Source organism: Devosia sp. XGJD_8, assembly GCF_046614475.1.
GTDB lineage: Bacteria > Pseudomonadota > Alphaproteobacteria > Rhizobiales > Devosiaceae > Devosia.
This window is the reverse complement of record NZ_JBKJHF010000001.1, coordinates 1,869,457-1,886,510: the sequence shown is the minus strand read 5'-3', so window position 1 is coordinate 1,886,510 and position 17,054 is coordinate 1,869,457. Positions and strand designations below refer to the sequence as shown.

At 64.8% G+C, this 17,054-nt stretch carries 14 protein-coding genes and 1 tRNA gene; 7 read left to right on the top strand and 8 right to left on the bottom strand.

Going from position 1 to position 17,054, the window contains the following annotated elements; genetic code table 11:
• Positions 1-233 precede the first annotated feature (233 nt).
• The gene (locus ACLI1C_RS08835) at positions 234-1,217 is read left to right on the top strand and encodes a LacI family DNA-binding transcriptional regulator (protein WP_411396494.1); all 984 of its coding nucleotides are present in this window, start codon (positions 234-236) and stop codon (positions 1,215-1,217) included.
• A gap of 426 nt (positions 1,218-1,643) precedes the next feature.
• Here the strand turns inward: ACLI1C_RS08835 and ACLI1C_RS08830 are convergent, their stop codons facing one another.
• From ACLI1C_RS08830 to ACLI1C_RS08795, 8 genes are all read right to left on the bottom strand, one after another.
• Positions 1,644-2,612: a helix-turn-helix transcriptional regulator gene (locus tag ACLI1C_RS08830; RefSeq protein WP_411396493.1), complete on the bottom strand. Its 969-nt coding sequence runs from the start codon at positions 2,610-2,612 to the stop codon at positions 1,644-1,646.
• Positions 2,613-2,730: 118 nt separating this feature from the next.
• On the bottom strand, positions 2,731-4,800 hold the full coding sequence (locus ACLI1C_RS08825; protein ID WP_411396492.1) for an ATP-dependent helicase: 2,070 nt from the start codon (positions 4,798-4,800) through the stop codon (positions 2,731-2,733).
• A gap of 83 nt (positions 4,801-4,883) precedes the next feature.
• Positions 4,884-6,170 (bottom strand): amylo-alpha-1,6-glucosidase, encoded by a 1,287-nt coding sequence (locus ACLI1C_RS08820; protein WP_411396491.1) that lies wholly within the window; start codon positions 6,168-6,170, stop codon positions 4,884-4,886.
• Positions 6,171-6,243: 73 nt separating this feature from the next.
• A complete protein-coding gene (locus ACLI1C_RS08815) occupies positions 6,244-7,281 on the bottom strand; it encodes an ABC transporter ATP-binding protein (protein WP_411396490.1) in 1,038 nt (345 codons plus the stop codon).
• Between the two features lie 10 nt (positions 7,282-7,291).
• A complete protein-coding gene (locus ACLI1C_RS08810) occupies positions 7,292-8,140 on the bottom strand; it encodes a carbohydrate ABC transporter permease (RefSeq protein WP_291360014.1) in 849 nt (282 codons plus the stop codon).
• Positions 8,137-8,982 (bottom strand): carbohydrate ABC transporter permease, encoded by an 846-nt coding sequence (locus ACLI1C_RS08805; protein ID WP_411396489.1) that lies wholly within the window; start codon positions 8,980-8,982, stop codon positions 8,137-8,139. Before ACLI1C_RS08805 ends, ACLI1C_RS08810 begins: the two co-directional genes overlap by 4 nt.
• A gap of 80 nt (positions 8,983-9,062) precedes the next feature.
• Positions 9,063-10,328 carry an ABC transporter substrate-binding protein gene (locus tag ACLI1C_RS08800; RefSeq protein WP_411396488.1) on the bottom strand — a complete coding sequence of 422 codons (1,266 nt, stop codon included), beginning with the start codon at positions 10,326-10,328 and terminating at the stop codon, positions 9,063-9,065.
• A gap of 17 nt (positions 10,329-10,345) precedes the next feature.
• On the bottom strand, positions 10,346-11,401 hold the full coding sequence (locus ACLI1C_RS08795; RefSeq protein WP_411396487.1) for a LacI family DNA-binding transcriptional regulator: 1,056 nt from the start codon (positions 11,399-11,401) through the stop codon (positions 10,346-10,348).
• Between the two features lie 198 nt (positions 11,402-11,599).
• Here ACLI1C_RS08795 and ACLI1C_RS08790 point away from each other — a divergent pair, with 198 nt between their 5' ends.
• The 6 genes from ACLI1C_RS08790 to ACLI1C_RS08765 all read left to right on the top strand — a co-directional run bounded on the left by ACLI1C_RS08790 (position 11,600) and on the right by ACLI1C_RS08765 (position 16,839).
• Entirely contained in the window at positions 11,600-12,811 is a 1,212-nt protein-coding gene (locus ACLI1C_RS08790) for a benzoate/H(+) symporter BenE family transporter (protein WP_411396486.1), read from the top strand.
• Complete coding sequence (locus tag ACLI1C_RS08785) at positions 12,808-13,419, top strand: molybdenum cofactor guanylyltransferase (RefSeq protein WP_411396485.1); 612 nt, start codon at positions 12,808-12,810, stop codon at positions 13,417-13,419. Before ACLI1C_RS08790 ends, ACLI1C_RS08785 begins: the two co-directional genes overlap by 4 nt.
• A 107-nt stretch (positions 13,420-13,526) precedes the next feature.
• Positions 13,527-13,602 (top strand) — tRNA-Asn (locus ACLI1C_RS08780).
• A gap of 110 nt (positions 13,603-13,712) precedes the next feature.
• Entirely contained in the window at positions 13,713-14,927 is a 1,215-nt protein-coding gene (locus ACLI1C_RS08775; RefSeq protein WP_411396484.1) for an MFS transporter, read from the top strand.
• Complete coding sequence (locus ACLI1C_RS08770; protein ID WP_411396483.1) at positions 14,924-15,382, top strand: SRPBCC family protein; 459 nt, start codon at positions 14,924-14,926, stop codon at positions 15,380-15,382. The genes ACLI1C_RS08775 and ACLI1C_RS08770 overlap by 4 nt, the downstream gene beginning before the upstream one ends.
• 50 nt (positions 15,383-15,432) lie before the next feature.
• Complete coding sequence (locus tag ACLI1C_RS08765) at positions 15,433-16,839, top strand: cryptochrome/photolyase family protein (RefSeq protein ID WP_411396482.1); 1,407 nt, start codon at positions 15,433-15,435, stop codon at positions 16,837-16,839.
• Positions 16,840-17,054: the final 215 nt, after the last annotated feature.

The window sequence follows — 17,054 nt, the reverse complement described above, 5'->3', positions numbered from 1 at the left end:
GACACGGTTGGATCAATGCCACCAAACAGGGCTGACGGCGAGACGAGCAACTATGTTATGCAACCGGTTGCACGTCAAGAGCGGCGAGGGTATGGTCGGAAAATAGCCGGATTTGGCCGAAACCTGCCATTTTCCTGGCCATTGCAAGCACGGCCTTGGTAAGAACAAGAGGCCCCAAACCCCGAGTCGATGAGAGCATGGCGGACAAGAGCAGTGACCGATCGGCGCCGACCATGGCAGACGTTGCCAAGGCGGCCGGGGTGTCCAAGTCCACTGTGTCGCGCGCCTTTACCCAGCCCAATATGCTCGGCGTGGATACTGTGGAGCGCATCCTCGAGATCGCCAACCGCGTCGGCTATGTACCCAACCATACCGCCCGCGCGCTGAGTACCGGGCGACACGGCAACGTTGCCCTTGTGGTGCCTGACGTGGCCAACCCATTCTTCCCGCCTTTGATCCGAGCCGCGCAGATGGAGGCCGACCGCTCTGATTTCTGCGTCTTTCTGGGCAATTCGGACGAAAACTGGCGCCAGGAGGACAAGTTGGTGGACCGGTTTGTCAGCCAGGTTGAGGGCCTGGCGCTTGCGGCCTCGCGGCTCAGCGAAGAACGCATCCGGCACCATGCCCTTAAGCGGCCGCTGGTACTGATCAATCGCGACATTCGCGGCATTCCGCGCGTGCTGATCGACAGCAGCACCGGAGTCATCGATGCCATCGCGCATCTGGCCGCGCTCGGGCACAAGAGCCTAGTCTATGTCAGCGGCCCGGCATCATCCTGGGCCAACCAGCAGAGGCGAGCCGCGGTGCGCGCCGGAGCCAAGACCCACCACATGGATGTGACAATCGTGGCGGCCAAGGTGCCGAGTTACGAGAGCGGTCGCGCGGTGGTGCCCGACATTCTGGCCAGCAAGGCCACCGCTGTCCTGGCCTTTGACGATCTGACGGCGCAGGGAATCATGACCGGCATGGCCGACCGCGGCGTGGCGGTACCCGAACAGATCTCGATCGTCGGCTGTGACGACGTGCTGGGCGCTGCGACCTATCCGTCGCTGACGACAGTATCCAACCGATCCGACGAGGCCGGGCGCGCCGGCATGTCGCTGCTGCTCGACATGCTCAATTCCCGCGCCGTCGGCGATGCGCGGCTCGTGCTGGGCACCCATCTGGTGGTGCGCAACACCACGGCCCCTCCTCCCAGGAAGTCCATATCCACTTGAATGCGTGCAGCAGTGGGAGCTTGCTGGGTCAAACGTCAGGCCCCCCGCTTTGCACCGACCGTCGTAGGGCTCAGTGCTGATGCCAGAGCATGGCCATCATCCAGCGTTCAACGTCCGGCGTTCGATCGGGGCGGATGCCCAGGTCAGCAAGAATTCTTGGGTCGTTGGTTTCCGCTAGCACCTTGTTGACGAAACGGCGTCGGGCTCGCCGCCGCGCCCACAGGCGCGATGACACAGCAACACGCCTCACCAATAGGCCCCAGGCCGCTCGCCTCCGGGTAGCGCGGTCCGGCCAAGCCATCACAATTGCCATGATCTGCCTCCATCCATCGCATCGGACGTGCCGAGGCTACGATGTCACGGCAATTGGGGCTGTGCGCGGATCGCAGGACATGCTCGTGTCCCCCGATCCGGGGACAAGAACCGCTACATGTTGACGCCGACCGACAACAGGACTCGCACCAGGGCGGGCTGGTTGTGAACGCCGGTCTTGTCATAGATGCGCTGGAGATGGGTACGCGCCGTGTTGGCGGAGATCCCCATCTGCCGGGCGGCATCGGGCAGCGTGAGACCTTCGGCAATGAACCCGGCAAGCCGCTTTTGTCCTGCAGATAGGCCATAAATGGTGGCCGCCACGTCCAGGCGCTTGTCTGTCATCGGCTGGCCATCGAGCAGAAAGTAGATGGCCCCGGAATCTGCCACCACCCACCAGACGCGCGTGGGCAATCCTTCACCGGCGCCGAGCACAATCGGCACGCTGCCACGCTCTGAGCTGAAGGCATTGTCCAGGTCGGCCGCCCAGCGTAGCGCATTCTGGAGCTTGCGGTTGCAGGCGGTGTTCCGCACGGTCAACCGGCCATTGCGGATGACTAGATCATCGTCATCTTCCAGACGCTTGGCGGCACTGGCGCTGGTCCACATGACCTTGCCGTCACTGTTCAGCAGCAACATTGCGGTCCCGCTGGGGCTGGCATCGTTGCTCAAGAATGCGAGGACGGCAATGCGCCAGCGACCGTCATGACGCTCGAAAACGCGCATCTCCCGGGTCAGGCCCGGTCCGACGTGATCCGGAAAGTCGTGGCCCGGGTGCTGCTGGTCGTAAATTGCCCAGGCCATGTCGCCGTGGATGCGCAGGATGAGGTTTTCGATCGTCGTCTGGTACGCATAGGCCTCATCATAAGGCATTTCGCCCTCGATATAGATCTTAGCCCGGCGCGAAACGTCGTCCCAACCCCGTCGCGCGAAAATGCCGCCGCCACGCAAATAGCCCCATCGCACCATGTGGGGTTCATGGACGAAGCATTCCGCCCATGCCGGATAGTTCTTGGTCCAGATGGCAATTCTGGTGGCATGCATCAATGCGATGAGTTCTTCGCGATCCTCCGCCTCGCCCATGCCAAGGCCCTCCCTCCGCCTCATCCAACCCCAGGGCGCGAGACAGTGCAATGGTCACCGTAATTGCGGCCCCACAGCCGAGAGCATCTCCCCCGGATGTCACTCGTCGGTTCGCACGCTACTTGCTCCACATGCCGCGCATCTGGGCGGCGATGTCCATGCGTGCCGGGGCGGGCGACAGGCCTTCGATGTAGGCGGGGGTGACGGGCGGCCAGAGGATGTCGTCGAAGAGCGGCATCATGGAACGGGGAATGAAGCGGCTGCGCTGGGCATAGAGGTGGCGGTCGCCATGGCGGGACTGCTGGGTGACGAAGAAGCGCTGCGGCACGATGAGGTTGAGCTCGTCGCGCGCACGGGTCATGGCCACATAGAGCAGGCGCCGCTCTTCCTCGAGCTCGTGGGTCGAGCCGGTGCCCAGATCGGACGGGATGCAACCATCCACAACATTGAGCACATGCACCGCCTTCCACTCCTGGCCCTTGGCCGAATGGATGGTGGAGAGGATGAGATAATCCTCATCGAGCAATGGCACGCCGGACTGGTCGCTGGTGGCGTCGGGCGGGTCGAGCGTCAACTCGGTGAGGAACCGCTCGCGGCTGGGATAGCCGGAGGCGATCTGCTCGAGCTGCAGGATATCGGCCAGTCGCACCGGCGCGTCCTCATAGGCCTGCTCCATCAGGGGTTCATACCAGAGCCGCGCAAAGCCCAGTTCCACCGGCCAGCCAGCCTCGCGCCGCCCCAAGCGGCCGACCAGGTCCACCAGCCCGCTCCAGCCTTCGCCGGCCCGCGGCGGTGTCGGGATTTCGCCCAGGGCCCAGATCGGATCGGGGCCGGTCGCCATGGCATCGAGGATCTTGCCCGCCGAAGCCGGGCCGATGCCGGGCAGCAACTGCAGTACGCGGAACCCGGCCACCCGGTCGCGCGGGTTTTCCACCCAACGCAGGATGGCCAGGAGGTCCTTGATATGGGCGGCGTCGAGGAACTTGAGCCCGCCGAACTTGACGAAGGGAATGTTGCGCCGCGTCAGCTCGATCTCCAGCGGCCCGGAATGGCTGGAAGTGCGGAACAGCACGGCCTGATTCTTGAGGGTCATGCCGCCTTCGCGCGCCTCAAGCACCTTGTGCACGACATAGCGGGCCTGGTCGGCTTCGTCGCGCACGGTGACCAGCAAGGGGCGGGCATCGGACTGCCGGTCGGTCCAGAGATTCTTGGTGAAGCGCTCGCTGGCCAGGTCGATCACCGCATTGGCCGCGGCAAGGATCGGCTGGGTCGAGCGATAGTTGCGATCGAGCGTCACGATATCGGCGGGCGGCGAGAAGGCGTTCGGGAAGTCGAGGATGTTGCGCACGGTTGCGGCGCGGAAAGAATAAATCGACTGGGCATCATCGCCCACCACGGTGAGCCCCTGCCCGCCTGGCCGCAGCGCCAGCAATACGGATGACTGCAGCTTGTTGGTGTCCTGGTATTCGTCGACCAGCACGTGATCGAAGCGGGCGGAGACCCCTGCGGCCACACCAGGATTGGCCATCATGCCGGCCCAGTAGAGCAGCAGATCGTCGTAATCGAGCACGTTCTGGCTCTGCTTGGCCGCCACATAGGCGCCGAACAGCGTCCGCAGTTGCTCGGGCCACATGGCGCACCAGGGGAAGACCGTCTTGAGCACCTCTTCCAGTTCATCCTGTGCATTGACGACACGCGAATAGATGGCGAGGCAGGTGCCCTTGGTGGGAAAGCGGCTCTTGGCTTCCGACAGGCCCAGTTCATGCCGGACCAGGTTCATCAGATCTGCCGAATCTTCGCGGTCATGGATGGTGAAGGCCGGATCGAGACCGATCTGGGTGGCATGCTCGCGCAGGAGACGGGCGCCAATGCCGTGGAAGGTGCCGGCCCAGTTCAGGGCATCGGCGACAGCACCCGAGGAGGTGCCCAGGGCCCTGCCGGCAATGCGCTCCACACGCCGGCTCATCTCGCTGGCGGCGCGGCGCGAAAAGGTCATCAGCAGGATGCGACGCGGGTCGGCGCCATTGACGATGAGGTGGGCCACCCGGTGTGCCAGCGTATTGGTCTTGCCCGAGCCCGCCCCGGCAATCACCAACAGCGGACCGGGCGCGGCCAGGCCCGCACCGTGCTCGACGGCGCGGCGCTGTTCGGGATTGAGGCTGTCGAGATAGTGGGAACTGGGCTGCACGAATCGATCCGCAAAGAGAAGTCGCAGCGGAACACGTTTCGCGTTTTGTTCGCAATGGCGCGCGGCTCTGACGAGCGATCAACTCATTTGCGGTCGGCAGTCTCCAGGAATTCGAGCACCATGGCGGCCGTCCAGGTGAAGCGGCCGCCGCCCAGGGGTTCGCCGGTGAGCGGGTCGTAATATTCGGCAAAGCCGGATTGCTCGATCAGATCGAGGCTGGAGCGCAGAACCTGCGCCGCGACGGCGCTTTCGCCGGCGGCCCGCAGGCCATCGACGATGAGATAGTTCACCACCAGCCAGACCGGCCCGCGCCAGTAGCGCTTGGCTTCAAAGCGGCGGTCATCAGGGTCATGGCTGGCGATGACGTATCTCAGCTTGGTCGCCTGCTGCTGGATGACCTGCCCGATGGCGGCGGCGCGAGCCTGGGGGATGGCGGCGAATGCCGGAATCAGACCGCCGATGGAGGGGCTGTCGATCAGCTTTCCCGTGGTGCGGTCGAGGCAGAGATACTGGCTGTGCCGGTCGCTCCACAGCTGTTCCAGCGCCGCCAGGCCATGCGCCGCACGATCGCGATTACGCTGCGCTGTTGCCCCATCCCCCAATGCCTCGGCGACGGCGGCGAGGTCCTCGCAGCCGCGGATCAGAATGGCGTTGAAGCCGGGGTCAACGACCTGGAATGGGGATGCGTCGTGCAGCTTCGCGTTGTCCCAGCCCAGGCTACGGAAGTGTTCGACCAGCCAGAGATAGCGGTCATACTGCGCCTTGGTCGGGCGGTGCGCCGGATCGGCATGCTGGGTGTCGCGGCGGGTATAGGGGGCAATGCCTTCAGTCGGGACGCGGTCGAAAGCCTCGTCCCAATCGATCGAGTTGTCACGACCGGCCTCCCAAGGGTGGAGGATGGCGACGAGCCCCTCCCCCCGCGGATCGCGGTTGGCGTAGAACCAGGCAAACCACTTCTCGATCTTGGGCAGCAAGGCGCTGGCGCGTCGCGCGGCGGCTTCACGGTCGGTGCTGCGCTCAAACAGCTGGCGCAGGGCAAAGCCGGCAATGGGCGGCTGGGTGATGCCGGAGGTCTGCGTCGGGCGATTGGTGCTCCAGACATCGGGCCCGGGGAAATAGCCGTCGTCAGAGACGTGGAAAATGATGTGCGGCACCATGCCGTCCGGCCATTGATGCGCAAACAGGGTCTCCATTTCGGTCCAGGCGCGGTCCTCGTCAAAGTGAGCCTGGCCGAGGGCGGTGAAGCAGGAATCCCAGTTCCACTGGAATGGATAAAGACCCTTGGTGGGCACCGTATAGGTGCCACGGTCATTTTCCTTGAGCACCTCTACGGCAAGGTCGAACAGGCGGGATTTGTCCTCAGGGGTCATAGTCGCTTCCAGTCATTCAGTTCGGAACTCGCGCGGCGGCGAGAGCGCAATGCGTCAAGGTAAGGAGCGGCCGCTAGACGGCCCTGGTGGTTTCCGGATCGAACCAGCGAACACGATCGGGCTTGGGGCTGAGCCGCAATTCGTCACCGGGGGAGACCGGCAGGTCGCTGTCGAGCACGGCGCGGAACGGTTTGCCGCCGACTTCCGCAGTTACCAGCGTGTGGGCGCCCAGCGGTTCGACGACGCGCACGGTCGCCGCAAAGCCATCTGGCGAAACCGTCAGGTCTTCCGGCCGGATGGCAAATTCGAGCGCATCGCCCGCTACCGGCCCGGCCATTTCCAGGCCCGCAACCTGCCACTGGCCATTGCTGGCCCGTTTGGCCGGCAGGAAGTTCATGGGTGGGTTGCCGATAAAGCTGCCGACAAAGCGCGCGGCCGGGTTGCGGTAGACTTCCACTGGGCTTGCCGCCTGCACGATCTTGCCGCCATTCATCACCGAGATACGGTCGGCCAGGCTCATGGCCTCGACCTGGTCATGGGTGACATAGATGGTGGTGGTCTTGCTTTCATCGAGCACACCCTTGAGCTCGGCGCGCATCTCGAGACGCAGCAGCGCATCGAGGTTGGACAGCGGCTCATCCATGAGGATCACGTCCGGCTCCATGGCAAGTGCCCTGGCCACCGCGACGCGCTGGCGCTGGCCGCCGGAGAGTTGCCCGGAATAGCGCTTGAGCAACTGCTCGATATGCATGAGCTCGGCGGTGCGGTTGACCCGACGATCGATCTCCTGCTGCGGCAGTTTCTTCATGCGCAGGCCAAAGGCGATGTTTTCGAACACGGTCAGATGCGGAAACACCGCATAGTTCTGGAACACCATGGCAATGCCGCGCTCGCGCGGGGGCAGTTTGTCGACGCGCCGGCCACCGATCCACACTTCGCCCTGGCTGGGTGTTTCGAGGCCGGCGACAATGCGCAGCAAAGTGGTCTTGCCACAGCCGGAGGCGCCCAGCAGCACCATGAATTCCTGATCGGAAATGGTCAGGTCGATGGAGTGCAGGGCCTGGAAGCTGCCAAAGCTCTTGGCGACGTTCTTGATGACGATTTCGGCCATTGGACTTCTCCTAGCGGTTCGCGATGCCCCACATCGCAAACAGGTATTTGCGAACGGCGAAGATGAAGATGAGGGCGGGAATGACCATGGCGGCACCGCCGGCGAATTTGAGATGCAGCGGCGACACGTTGAGGTTCTGCACCAGGAAGGCCGGCAGGGTTCGGTTCTCGATGGTCAGCACGGCCGCCGCGAAGACCTCGTTCCAAGAGATGGTGAAGGCAAAGACGGCCGAAGCGGCTATGCCGGGCAGCACCAGGGGCAGCACCACCTTCTGGAAGGCCTGCCAGCGATTGCAGCCGAGCGTCCAGGCCGCCTCCTCCAGTTCGAGGGGAATGCCGGAGAACAGCGAGAAGGTGATCAGCACGGCAAAGGGAATCGCCAGTACGGTGTGGACAATGGCGAGACCAATAGCCGTGTCGTCGAGGCCAGTGCGAATGAACAGCACGGCCAATGGCAGCGCGAGGAGGGGCAAAGGGAAGGCGCGGGTCATGACGACCAGCATGCGGAAGGCTTCCTTGCCGGGGAAATCGAAGCGCGACAGTGCATAGCCGGCCGGTGCGCCGATGCCGATCGACAGGATCATGGTCAAGACCGCGACCAGGACCGAATTCCACAGGGCCTTGGCGACGCCGGCAAAGGAAATGAAGAACTGGATCGAGGAAAAGTCGAAGCTTGGAATGCCCGTCTTGGGAAAGCCGGTGACCTCCTGGGGCGAGGAGAGCGTATTGACCATCAGCAGGTAGATCGGCACCAGCACCCAGGCGCAGATCAACACGACGGCGGCGATGAACAGGAAGCGGCCGGCGGAACGTGCCGTCTCCACTGCCTTTGGCGTATCGTTCTCGACAGTGGCGGTCATAGCGTAGCCCCCTTGGGAACGCGGAGCACACGCAGGAAGAACAGCGTGGCGGCGATGGAGATGGCAAGGATGACCAGCGCATAGGCCGACGCGACGTTGCGGTCCTGCAGGGTGAACTGCCACTGGAAGGTTTCGCCCATCAGCACCGGCAGCGTCGTGCCGCCAAGGGCGGTCACCACGGCAAAGACCTCGAATGCCGCAAGAGTGCGCAGGATCAGCGCCGATTGCAGGCTGGGTCGCAGCATGGGCAGCGTGATCTTGATGAAGCGCTGCCAGGCGCTGGCGCCGAACACTTCGCCGGCCTCGTAGTACTCCTTGGGTATCAGGCCCATGCCCGAGACCAGGATGACCATGACGATGGCCGTCGCGCGCCAGATTTCGGCCAGCACGACGGCGAGGAAAATGACCCAGATGTTCTGGTAGCCCAGGAACAGGATGGGCTGCTCGACGACGCCGAGCCCGTAGAGCATCGAATTGAGAAAGCCCGACTGCTCGAAAATGGCCAGCCAGACGATGCCCGCTGCAAGGTCGGAGAGACCGAGCGGGATGGAGAAAATATAGAGGATGGCGCTGCGGCCAGTCTGCAGCTTGGTGACGATCGAGGCCATGGAGAGCGCCATGACCAGCTGGATCGGCACGACGACAGCGGCCAGCAATATGGTCCAGCCCAGCGCGGTGTTGAACTTCCAGTGCGAGGCCATGGTCTGCACATGCTGCAGCGTGAAGCCTTCCGGTCCCGTCACCGCCAGCAGCGCGATCTGGATGAACGGGTAGACGAAAAAGACCAGCAGGAACACGGTCGCCGGCAACAAGAGCAGGTAGGGCAGCGCCTTTGGGGTCATGGTCGTGTCCTATCGAACAGGAGCGGCTGGGAGCCACCCGGCGCCGCGAATGGCGTCGGGTGGCAACTCCGGGAGGAGCCTTAGTCGACCGGGCAAGGACCTTCCGAGGCGGCGTCCGGCAGCCAGCATGGCGCATTGGCTTGCTCCATCAGGCTGCGCAGGGTACCGGCCTGTTCGTCGAGAACGGCACGGATGGGCTGGCCGCCCAGGATGATGCGCTCGAACGTATCGGTATAGACCTGGTTGAACTGGCCACCGAGGTCACCCAGACCCACCGGCAACAGCGCCGGCAGGGCATCGGGCGCCGATGTCATGGCGGTGATGGCAGGACCCAATGCCTGTGCGGAAGCCGGCAGGTCGGTGGGCAAGGCGGCATCTGTCGTGGGGTAGAAATTGGTGGCGAGCAGCGTCGCGACCTGGGTTTCGGGCTGCATCATGAACTGAGCAAGACGCATGGAGGCGTCCATGTCCGGGGCGCCTTTTGGAATGGCGATACCGGCGAGCACCGGCATGAAGCCACGTCCCATCGGGCCGGCAGGCGCCGGGAAGGCGACGAAATTGTCCGGCTGCTGATTGAAGGCATCGGCCAGGCGGGCAATGTGGTCGAAGGCCACCCAGACGTCACCGGTCAGCAGAGGCTCCTGCATGAAGGCGTAGTTGGTCGAGGCGGGGTTGGTATACTGCCAAAGCTCCTGGAACATGGTCCAGCCGGCCTCGGCTTCCGCCGATGCAAACTTCGTCACGGTCGAGCCGGCATAGGAGGGCAGCAGGAAGCCCTGGAAGAAGCGATGCTTGAGGCCCTGCGGTCCGGCCGGGAAGCCGAATTTGGGCGAACCGGTGCCCTCGGCCATGGCCTGGGCCCAATCAACCAGCTGGTCATAGGTCAGCGCATTGATGTCGGCGCCTTCGGGCAGGTATTCGAGGGCCTGCTTGTTGGCGGCCATGACGTAATTGGCCTGCATCCAGGGCAGATATTTCTGCTCGGAGGTGCCGAGCTTGCCCAGTTCGAGAAAGGCATCACTGACGGTGATGCCCGCCAGGTCGAGGCCGGACAGGTCCGCCCAGCTATCGGCATAGGTCGACAGGTCGCCATGCAGAGCGCCGACGAGCCCGATTTGGCCCGATCCCGCTTCCAGCTCTGCCTCGAGACGGGTGATAAAGGGACCGACCTCCTGGGGCTGGAAATCGACACCGCCCTCGAAACCGGCCAGGACGTTTTCGCGCATCTTCTGGGTTTCTTCGATCGGCGCGGCCTGCGTCGACCAGAACAAAACCTGTGCGTTGGCGGGCACTGCGAGTGTCAGCGACAATGCTGCTCCGGTGAGCCATTTGGTCGTGTTTTTCACGTCTAGTCCTCCCTTGGTTATTCGTTGACATTGGGCCTGCGGGGCGCGGGCCCGTGGCTGGCGCGCAGCACCAGATCCGGCCGCACCAGGCGCGTCGCCGGCTGATCGGCCGGATTTTCGATGACCCGAACCAGCATGTGCGCGAGGTCGCGGGCGCTGGAGCGGATCCTGGCGTCAAAGGTTGTCAGGCCGGGCGGCGCATAGGCCCCGGCCGCGATATTGTCGAAACCGATGACGGAGAGATCGTTGGGCACGTCGATGCCGGCCCTGGCGGCCTGCTCGAGGATGCTGATGGCGATTTCGTCGAACAGGCCGATCATGGCGGTCGGTCGGTCATCGCGATGCAGCAGGCGGTTGATCGCCGCGACGCCTTCGGGCCGGTCAAACCGCGGGAATGACTCCACGGACAGGTGAACCGACGGGTCGCCCTTGCGGGCGATGGCGCCTTCCAGCCCGGCCTCCCGATAGTGGCGGAAGGTCATGCGGTCGGAAATGGTGACCAGCCCGATATGGCGATGACCGTGGTCATAGAGCAGGTCGAAAGCCTCCGCAAAGGCCGCCTCCCCGTCCGAATCCAGCCAGTTATGCGGCGTGGCGGGTTCGCGCAGACGACCATGCGAGACGGATGGGAATCGCTGCATTGCCAGATAGGCCAGCCGGGGATCCTGCTCGGCGATGCGCGGCACCACCATGCCGTCGGCGCGGCCGGACTCGACCACATGGCGCAAGACCTCGAGCTCGTTCTGACCCTGCTGCACCGTGGCAAGGAAGAGGTCCAGGCCGTGGGACACCAGCCCCTCGCCCAGACCGGTAATGAACTCGCCCAGATAGGAATCGACGAAATTGGGGCCGCGAATGGGCATGAGCAGGCCAACAAAGCCGCTGCGCCCTGAGACCAGCTGGCGCGCCGCGCGGTTCGGAACATAGCCCAGTTCGCGGGCAGCGTGCGAAACGCGCTGGCGCGTCTTGAGCGCGATCTGCTCATGGCCAGCCAAGGCGCGCGACACCGTCGTGATCGACAGGTCCAGTCGCTCAGCCAGTTCCCGCAGCGTTTTGGCGCGATTGTCGCCCAAGACGAAAACCTCCCTAAAGCGTTTGCATTTCGATCTTTGTGAAATTGCAAACGCTTTAAATTGCTCGCACAGCAGAATAGCGGTGTCAACCGAGTGCCCTTCACGGGATCGCGCGCACCAAAGGGCACACAAGTTCGCGCTGGCGGCTGCAGACCGAATTGGCCACAATCCGGCGTGGCACGGGTGACGGGGAATCGGGTGAGTGAGTTGTCGATGAGCGGCGCGGGCCGGCGCGATTATGTGCAGCCGGTCATGGCCGGAGCGCTGGCCGCCATTGTGGGTTATGCCAGCACGTTCACGCTGGTGCTGGCGGCGCTGACAGCGGCCGGGGCATCGCCACAGCAGGCGGGGTCGGGGCTGATGTCGGTGTGCATCGCCATCGGCATCCTCAACATCGTGGTCAGTGCCCGAGTGCGGGTGCCGGTCAGCTTTGCCTGGTCGACGCCCGGGGCGGCGTTCCTGCTGACGGTGGGCGAGCCGGTGGGCGGCTTTCCGGCGGTGGCGGGGGCGTTTCTGGTGGCGGCGGCACTCATCGTGCTGACGGGACTGATCAAGCCACTGGCGCGGCTGATCGGGGCGATCCCGGCGCCCATTGCCAATGCCATGCTGGCGGGCATGCTGCTGACGCTGTGCCTTGCCCCGATCAATGCGGTGGCGCAGATGCCGGCGCTGGCGCTGCCAGTGGTGCTGGCCTGGGCGATCGGCATGCGGCTGGCCCGGCGCTATGCGGTGCCCATCGCCGTGGTGGTGACGGGGATCGTGCTGGCCAGCACGACCAACCTGCCGGCGGGCGCGCTGGATGGCAGTTGGCCGAGTCTGGTGCCGGTGATGCCGGTCTTCACGCTGGATGCCATCGTGCGGATCGGGCTGCCGCTTTATATCGTCACCATGGCATCGCAGAACCTGCCGGGGCTGGCGGTGATGCAGGCCAATGGCTTTACGCTGCGCCCGGCGCCCCTATTCGTGATGACGGGCATCGCCAGTGCGGCTACGGCTTTTTTGGGCGGGATTAGCAGCAATCTAGCGGCCATCACCGCGGCCATTTGCGCGGGGCCCGAGGCGCATCCGGATAGGGAAAAGCGTTGGCCGGCGCCGGTTGCGGCGGGGTCGGTCTATCTGCTGCTGGCGCCGGCGGCGAGCCTGGCGGCGGCATTCATCGCGGCTTCGCCGCCGCTGTTGATCCAGGCGGTGGCCGGGCTGGCGCTGTTGTCGAGCCTGACGGCGGCGCTTTCCGGGGCGTTGGTGTCCGAGGAGACGCGGCTGCCGGCGACGCTGACCTTTGTGACGACGGCCTCGGGCATCACGATTGCGGGGGTCGGAGCGCCCTTCTGGGGGCTGGTGGCGGGCATCGGGATGATGGTGCTGCTGCATTTTGGCCGCAAGTCTGACGTGCAAATGAACGGGAAATGATGCCGGTGCATGCCGTTATCATCGCGGGCGGCCGCGGCGAGCGACTGGGCGGCGTGCGCAAGGCCGATTTGCGGCTGGGCGGCCGGCGGCTGGTGGACCGGGTGGCCGATGAACTTGGGCCCCTTGCCTCGCCGCTGATGCTGTCGGTCGGGCCGCATGACGATGGGCGTGGCGAGCGGACTGGTTCGATCCGGGTTACCGATCTGATGGCTCCCGTCGGGGGACCGCTTGCGGGACTGGCGGCGGCGGTGGCGTCTCTCAAGACGCGCGGTATCGAGGATGGGGTGCTGATCTCGGTGGCGGTGGATACGCCATTCCTGCCGGGCGACTTCTGCACCGTGATGGTCGAGGCCATGGGCGATGGGGACGCGGCGTTTGCGGCCTGGGGCGATGACTTCTATCCGCCCAATGCGGCGTGGCGCCTCGCGGCGCTGGCGGCATTGCCGGAGGAGGTAATGCAAGGGCGTGCGCCCAAGAGCCTCAAGGCATTGCTGGAGAGGCTGCGCGCGCGACGGGCGGACTGGACCGGCCGGTCGGCGCGCAACCCCTTTGCCAACGTCAACACGCCAGCCGACCTGGTGGCGCTGGGACACATGGCCCGGCGCTGAGCAGGCGGACGACAACTTATTCACACAGCGGGCAATTGGGGCTTGGCAAACCAAATCAAGTTCGCTACACGGACCTCGCCTTCGCAGACGAAGGCATCCGAATGTGTTCCGCGATAGCTCAGTTGGTAGAGCGTTCGACTGTTAATCGAATGGTCGCTGGTTCGAGTCCAGCTCGCGGAGCCAATTCGGGATGCTCAGTTAAAGAGCCCCCAATTCCATTGCACCGACAGCCTGTTGCAAGCGCCTAGGCGCCGCGGTACGGGTGCGCATATTTCAGGCTTTTGGATCCCGCAATGGACGCCCTTGCAAGCAAGGCCCCGCCGGCCGTGCGTACGTCGCACAACATCATTTTCGCCGTCAGCGCGGCGCATCTGATCAATGACCTGATCCAGTTCCTGCTGCCGGCGCTCTATCCGCTGCTCAAGGTCAATTACGAGCTCGACTATTTCCAGATCGGCCTGCTGACACTGGCGCAGCAGATCACCGCCTGCGTGCTGCAGCCAATCCTGGGCCTGTACGGCGACGTGAAGCCCAAGCCCTACCTGCTGGCGCTGTCGCTGGCGATTGTCGGCGTCGGCGTGCTGCTGCTGGCGACGGCGAACAGCTTTGCGCTGCTGCTGGTGGCTTCGGCCGTCCTCGGCATCGGCTCGGCGCTGTTCCACCCCGAAGCCTCGCGCGTGGCGCGGCTGGCATCGGGCGGGCGGCTGGGCTTTGCGCAATCGGCTTTCCAGGTCGGCGGCAATGCGGGGACGGCCATCGGACCGCTGGCCGCGGCGCTGATCGTGCTGCCGCTGGGCCAGGCCAGCACGGTCTGGTTTGGCTTTGTCGCCGTGCTCGGCATCATGCTGCTGACGTATGTTGGGCGCTGGTATGCGGCCCATCAGAGGCTGGCCGCGACACGGCCCGTGGTGGCGGTGATCAAACCTTCGATCTCCCGCCAGCGGCTGATCGTGGCCTTCGCGGTGATCGGGGCGCTGCTGCTGAGCAAGTATGTCTATATCGAGACATTCAAGAGCTACTACACCTTCTACCTGATCGAGAAGTTCGGCCTGCCGGTGCAGGACGCGCAATTCTACCTGTTCGCCTTTCTGGGCGCGATCGCGGTTGGGACCTTCTTCGGCGGGCCCATCGGGGATCGGTTCGGGCGGCTGGCCGTGATCTGGGGCTCGATCGTGGGCGCCCTGCCCTTTGCCCTGCTGATTCCCTATGCCGACCTCAACGGCACGATCGTGCTGAGTGTCGTCGTCGGGCTCATATTGTCGTCAGCTTTCTCGGCCATCGTGGTCTATGCGCAGGAACTGGTTCCGGGCAAAGTGGGCATGATTTCGGGATTTGTCTTCGGCTTTGCCTTCGGTATCGGCGCCATCGGCGCGGCCATATTGGGGGCATTGGCCGACAGAATCGGCATGGTGCAGGTGTTTGCCCTCTGCGCCTTCCTGCCCATGCTGGGTTTTCTCACAATCTTCCTGCCCAAGACGGCGGAGCTACATCGCAAGGAGCCGGCATGAGCAACGGCATGGAAATAGACGGCGAAAGCCAGATCACCCTCACCCGCACCATCGATGCCCATATCGACGACGTGTTCGCGGCCTGGACCGACCCGGCGCTGATCGAGCAGTGGCAGGCCGACGAGGCCGAACTCGATGCCTTCGAAGGCGGCGAATACAAGTTCACCACCTTTGGCGATGACGAGGATCCCGAGGACCACACGGTCAGTGGAGAGATCCTGCAATTCGTGGAAAACGAAAAGCTCGTCATGTCCTGGGTGCACCGGGATGGCGAGGACGAGGATGCCGAGGAGCTGATCTTCGTGCTCGAAATCCTGTTCAAGGCCGTGGGCGACGACCAGACCAGCGTGACCATCACGGAGCGCGGCCTGGCGCATGCCGATCCGGAATCGCGCATCTTTTCCATCGAGGCCTGGAGCGCGGCGCTCGAACACCTCGCCGAGGTCATGGAATAGACTGAACCATTTGCCGCTCCGGGGCGTAACGCCCCTGGAGACCCAGGCCCATGACACGAACGAGCATCGTCTGGCTGCGCAACGACCTGCGCCTTGCCGATAATCCTGCACTCAGCGCAGCGGCCGAAGCGGGATCGCGGGTTGTCGCCCTCTATATCCACGAGACCACGAGCGGCGTCCGGCCCCCGGGGGCGGCCGCGCGCTGGTGGCTGCACCAGAGCCTGGTTGCCCTGGGCGCCGGACTGGCCAAGCGCGGCATTGAGCTGATGGTGCGGGACGGCGATGCGGCCAGCATCGTGCCGCAGGTCGTGTCGGAAACGGAAGCAGGCGCGGTGTTCTGGAACCGGCGCTACGCGCCGGCGGAACGGGAAGCCGATGCGGCGATCAAGGCGGGGCTGGCAGACAGCGGCGTCAGGGTCGGCTCGTTTTGCGGGCATGTGCTGGTGGAGCCCTGGGATATCGCGACGGGCCAGGGCAAGCCCTACTCGGTCTTCACGCCATTCTGGAAGACGCTGCGCGACATGCCGATCGCCCAGCCCCTGCCCGCGCCCAAGGCCGGCAAGGCCGTGCCGTCCAAACAGGTCGATGCGGACTACCGCCAGCCGCACTGGGCCGGCAAGCTCGCCGCGCACTGGTCAATCGGCGAGGACGCGGCGCAGCAGGCGCTGAGCGCATTTCTGGACCAGAGCCTCGCCGACTATCCCGAAGGGCGGGACTTTCCGGCGCGGGCGGTGACGTCGCGACTGTCGCCACATCTGCGGTTCGGCGAGATCAGCCCGCGGCAGGTCTGGCACGCGGCGCAGGCGGTGGCGCATGCCGAGCCCGGGCGGCAGGCTGCTGTCGACAAGTTCCTGTCGGAGCTGGCATGGCGCGACTTCAGCTATCACCAGCTCTATCACCGGCCCGACATTGCCCAGGTGCCTATGCAGGGCAAATATGCGGGCATGGACTGGCGCGACAGCGCGGAGGATCTCGCGGCCTGGCAGCAGGGGCGGACAGGCTTGCCCATCGTTGACGCCGGCATGCGCGAACTCTGGGCCACCGGATATATGCAGAACCGGGTGCGCATGCTGACGGCCTCGCTGCTGGCCAAGAACCTGCTGATCGACTGGCGGCTGGGCGAACAATGGTTCTGGGATTGCCTCGTCGATGGCGACGTGGCCAGCAACCCGGCGAGCTGGCAATGGGTGGCCGGCAGCGGGCTGGATGCAGCGCCGTATTTTCGCATCTTCAATCCGATAACCCAGGGCGTACGTTTCGACGCGGATGGCGACTATGTCCGCCGCTGGGTGCCGGAGCTGGCGGACCTGCCGGACAAGTGGATTCACCAGCCGGCCGAGGCGCCGGCCGATGTGCTGAAGCGGGCGAGTGTGCGGATCGGGGCGAGCTATCCCAAGGCGATCGTCGACCTCAAGGCGACGCGGGTGCGGGCGCTGGAGGCGGCGGGGCGGCTGTAGAGCCCCCTCACCCGTCTCGGCCTGCGGCCGATCCACCCTCGGAACGCCACTCATGACACGGCGCGCTGCCCCCTTCTCCCCACTGGCAGCAGGTGCCGGAAGGGCGGATGAGAGGGGGGCCGAGACCTTGGGGAATGAAATTGCGCCGGAACCGGCAGTACGCACTGGCGTTGCGCTGGCGCGGTGCGCGGCGGAATGGCTTGCCGATCGTGTGG

Coding starts and splice junctions, on each gene's coding strand:
- ACLI1C_RS08835 (WP_411396494.1), top strand. CDS start 234: ATGGCAGACGTTGCCAAGGCGGCCGGGGTGTCCAAGTCCACTGTGTCG.
- ACLI1C_RS08830 (WP_411396493.1), bottom strand. CDS start 2,612: ATGGGCGAGGCGGAGGATCGCGAAGAACTCATCGCATTGATGCATGCC.
- ACLI1C_RS08820 (WP_411396491.1), bottom strand. CDS start 6,170: ATGACCCCTGAGGACAAATCCCGCCTGTTCGACCTTGCCGTAGAGGTG.
- ACLI1C_RS08815 (WP_411396490.1), bottom strand. CDS start 7,281: ATGGCCGAAATCGTCATCAAGAACGTCGCCAAGAGCTTTGGCAGCTTC.
- ACLI1C_RS08810 (WP_291360014.1), bottom strand. CDS start 8,140: ATGACCGCCACTGTCGAGAACGATACGCCAAAGGCAGTGGAGACGGCA.
- ACLI1C_RS08805 (WP_411396489.1), bottom strand. CDS start 8,982: ATGACCCCAAAGGCGCTGCCCTACCTGCTCTTGTTGCCGGCGACCGTG.
- ACLI1C_RS08785 (WP_411396485.1), top strand. CDS start 12,808: ATGATGCCGGTGCATGCCGTTATCATCGCGGGCGGCCGCGGCGAGCGA.
- ACLI1C_RS08775 (WP_411396484.1), top strand. CDS start 13,713: ATGGACGCCCTTGCAAGCAAGGCCCCGCCGGCCGTGCGTACGTCGCAC.
- ACLI1C_RS08770 (WP_411396483.1), top strand. CDS start 14,924: ATGAGCAACGGCATGGAAATAGACGGCGAAAGCCAGATCACCCTCACC.
- ACLI1C_RS08765 (WP_411396482.1), top strand. CDS start 15,433: ATGACACGAACGAGCATCGTCTGGCTGCGCAACGACCTGCGCCTTGCC.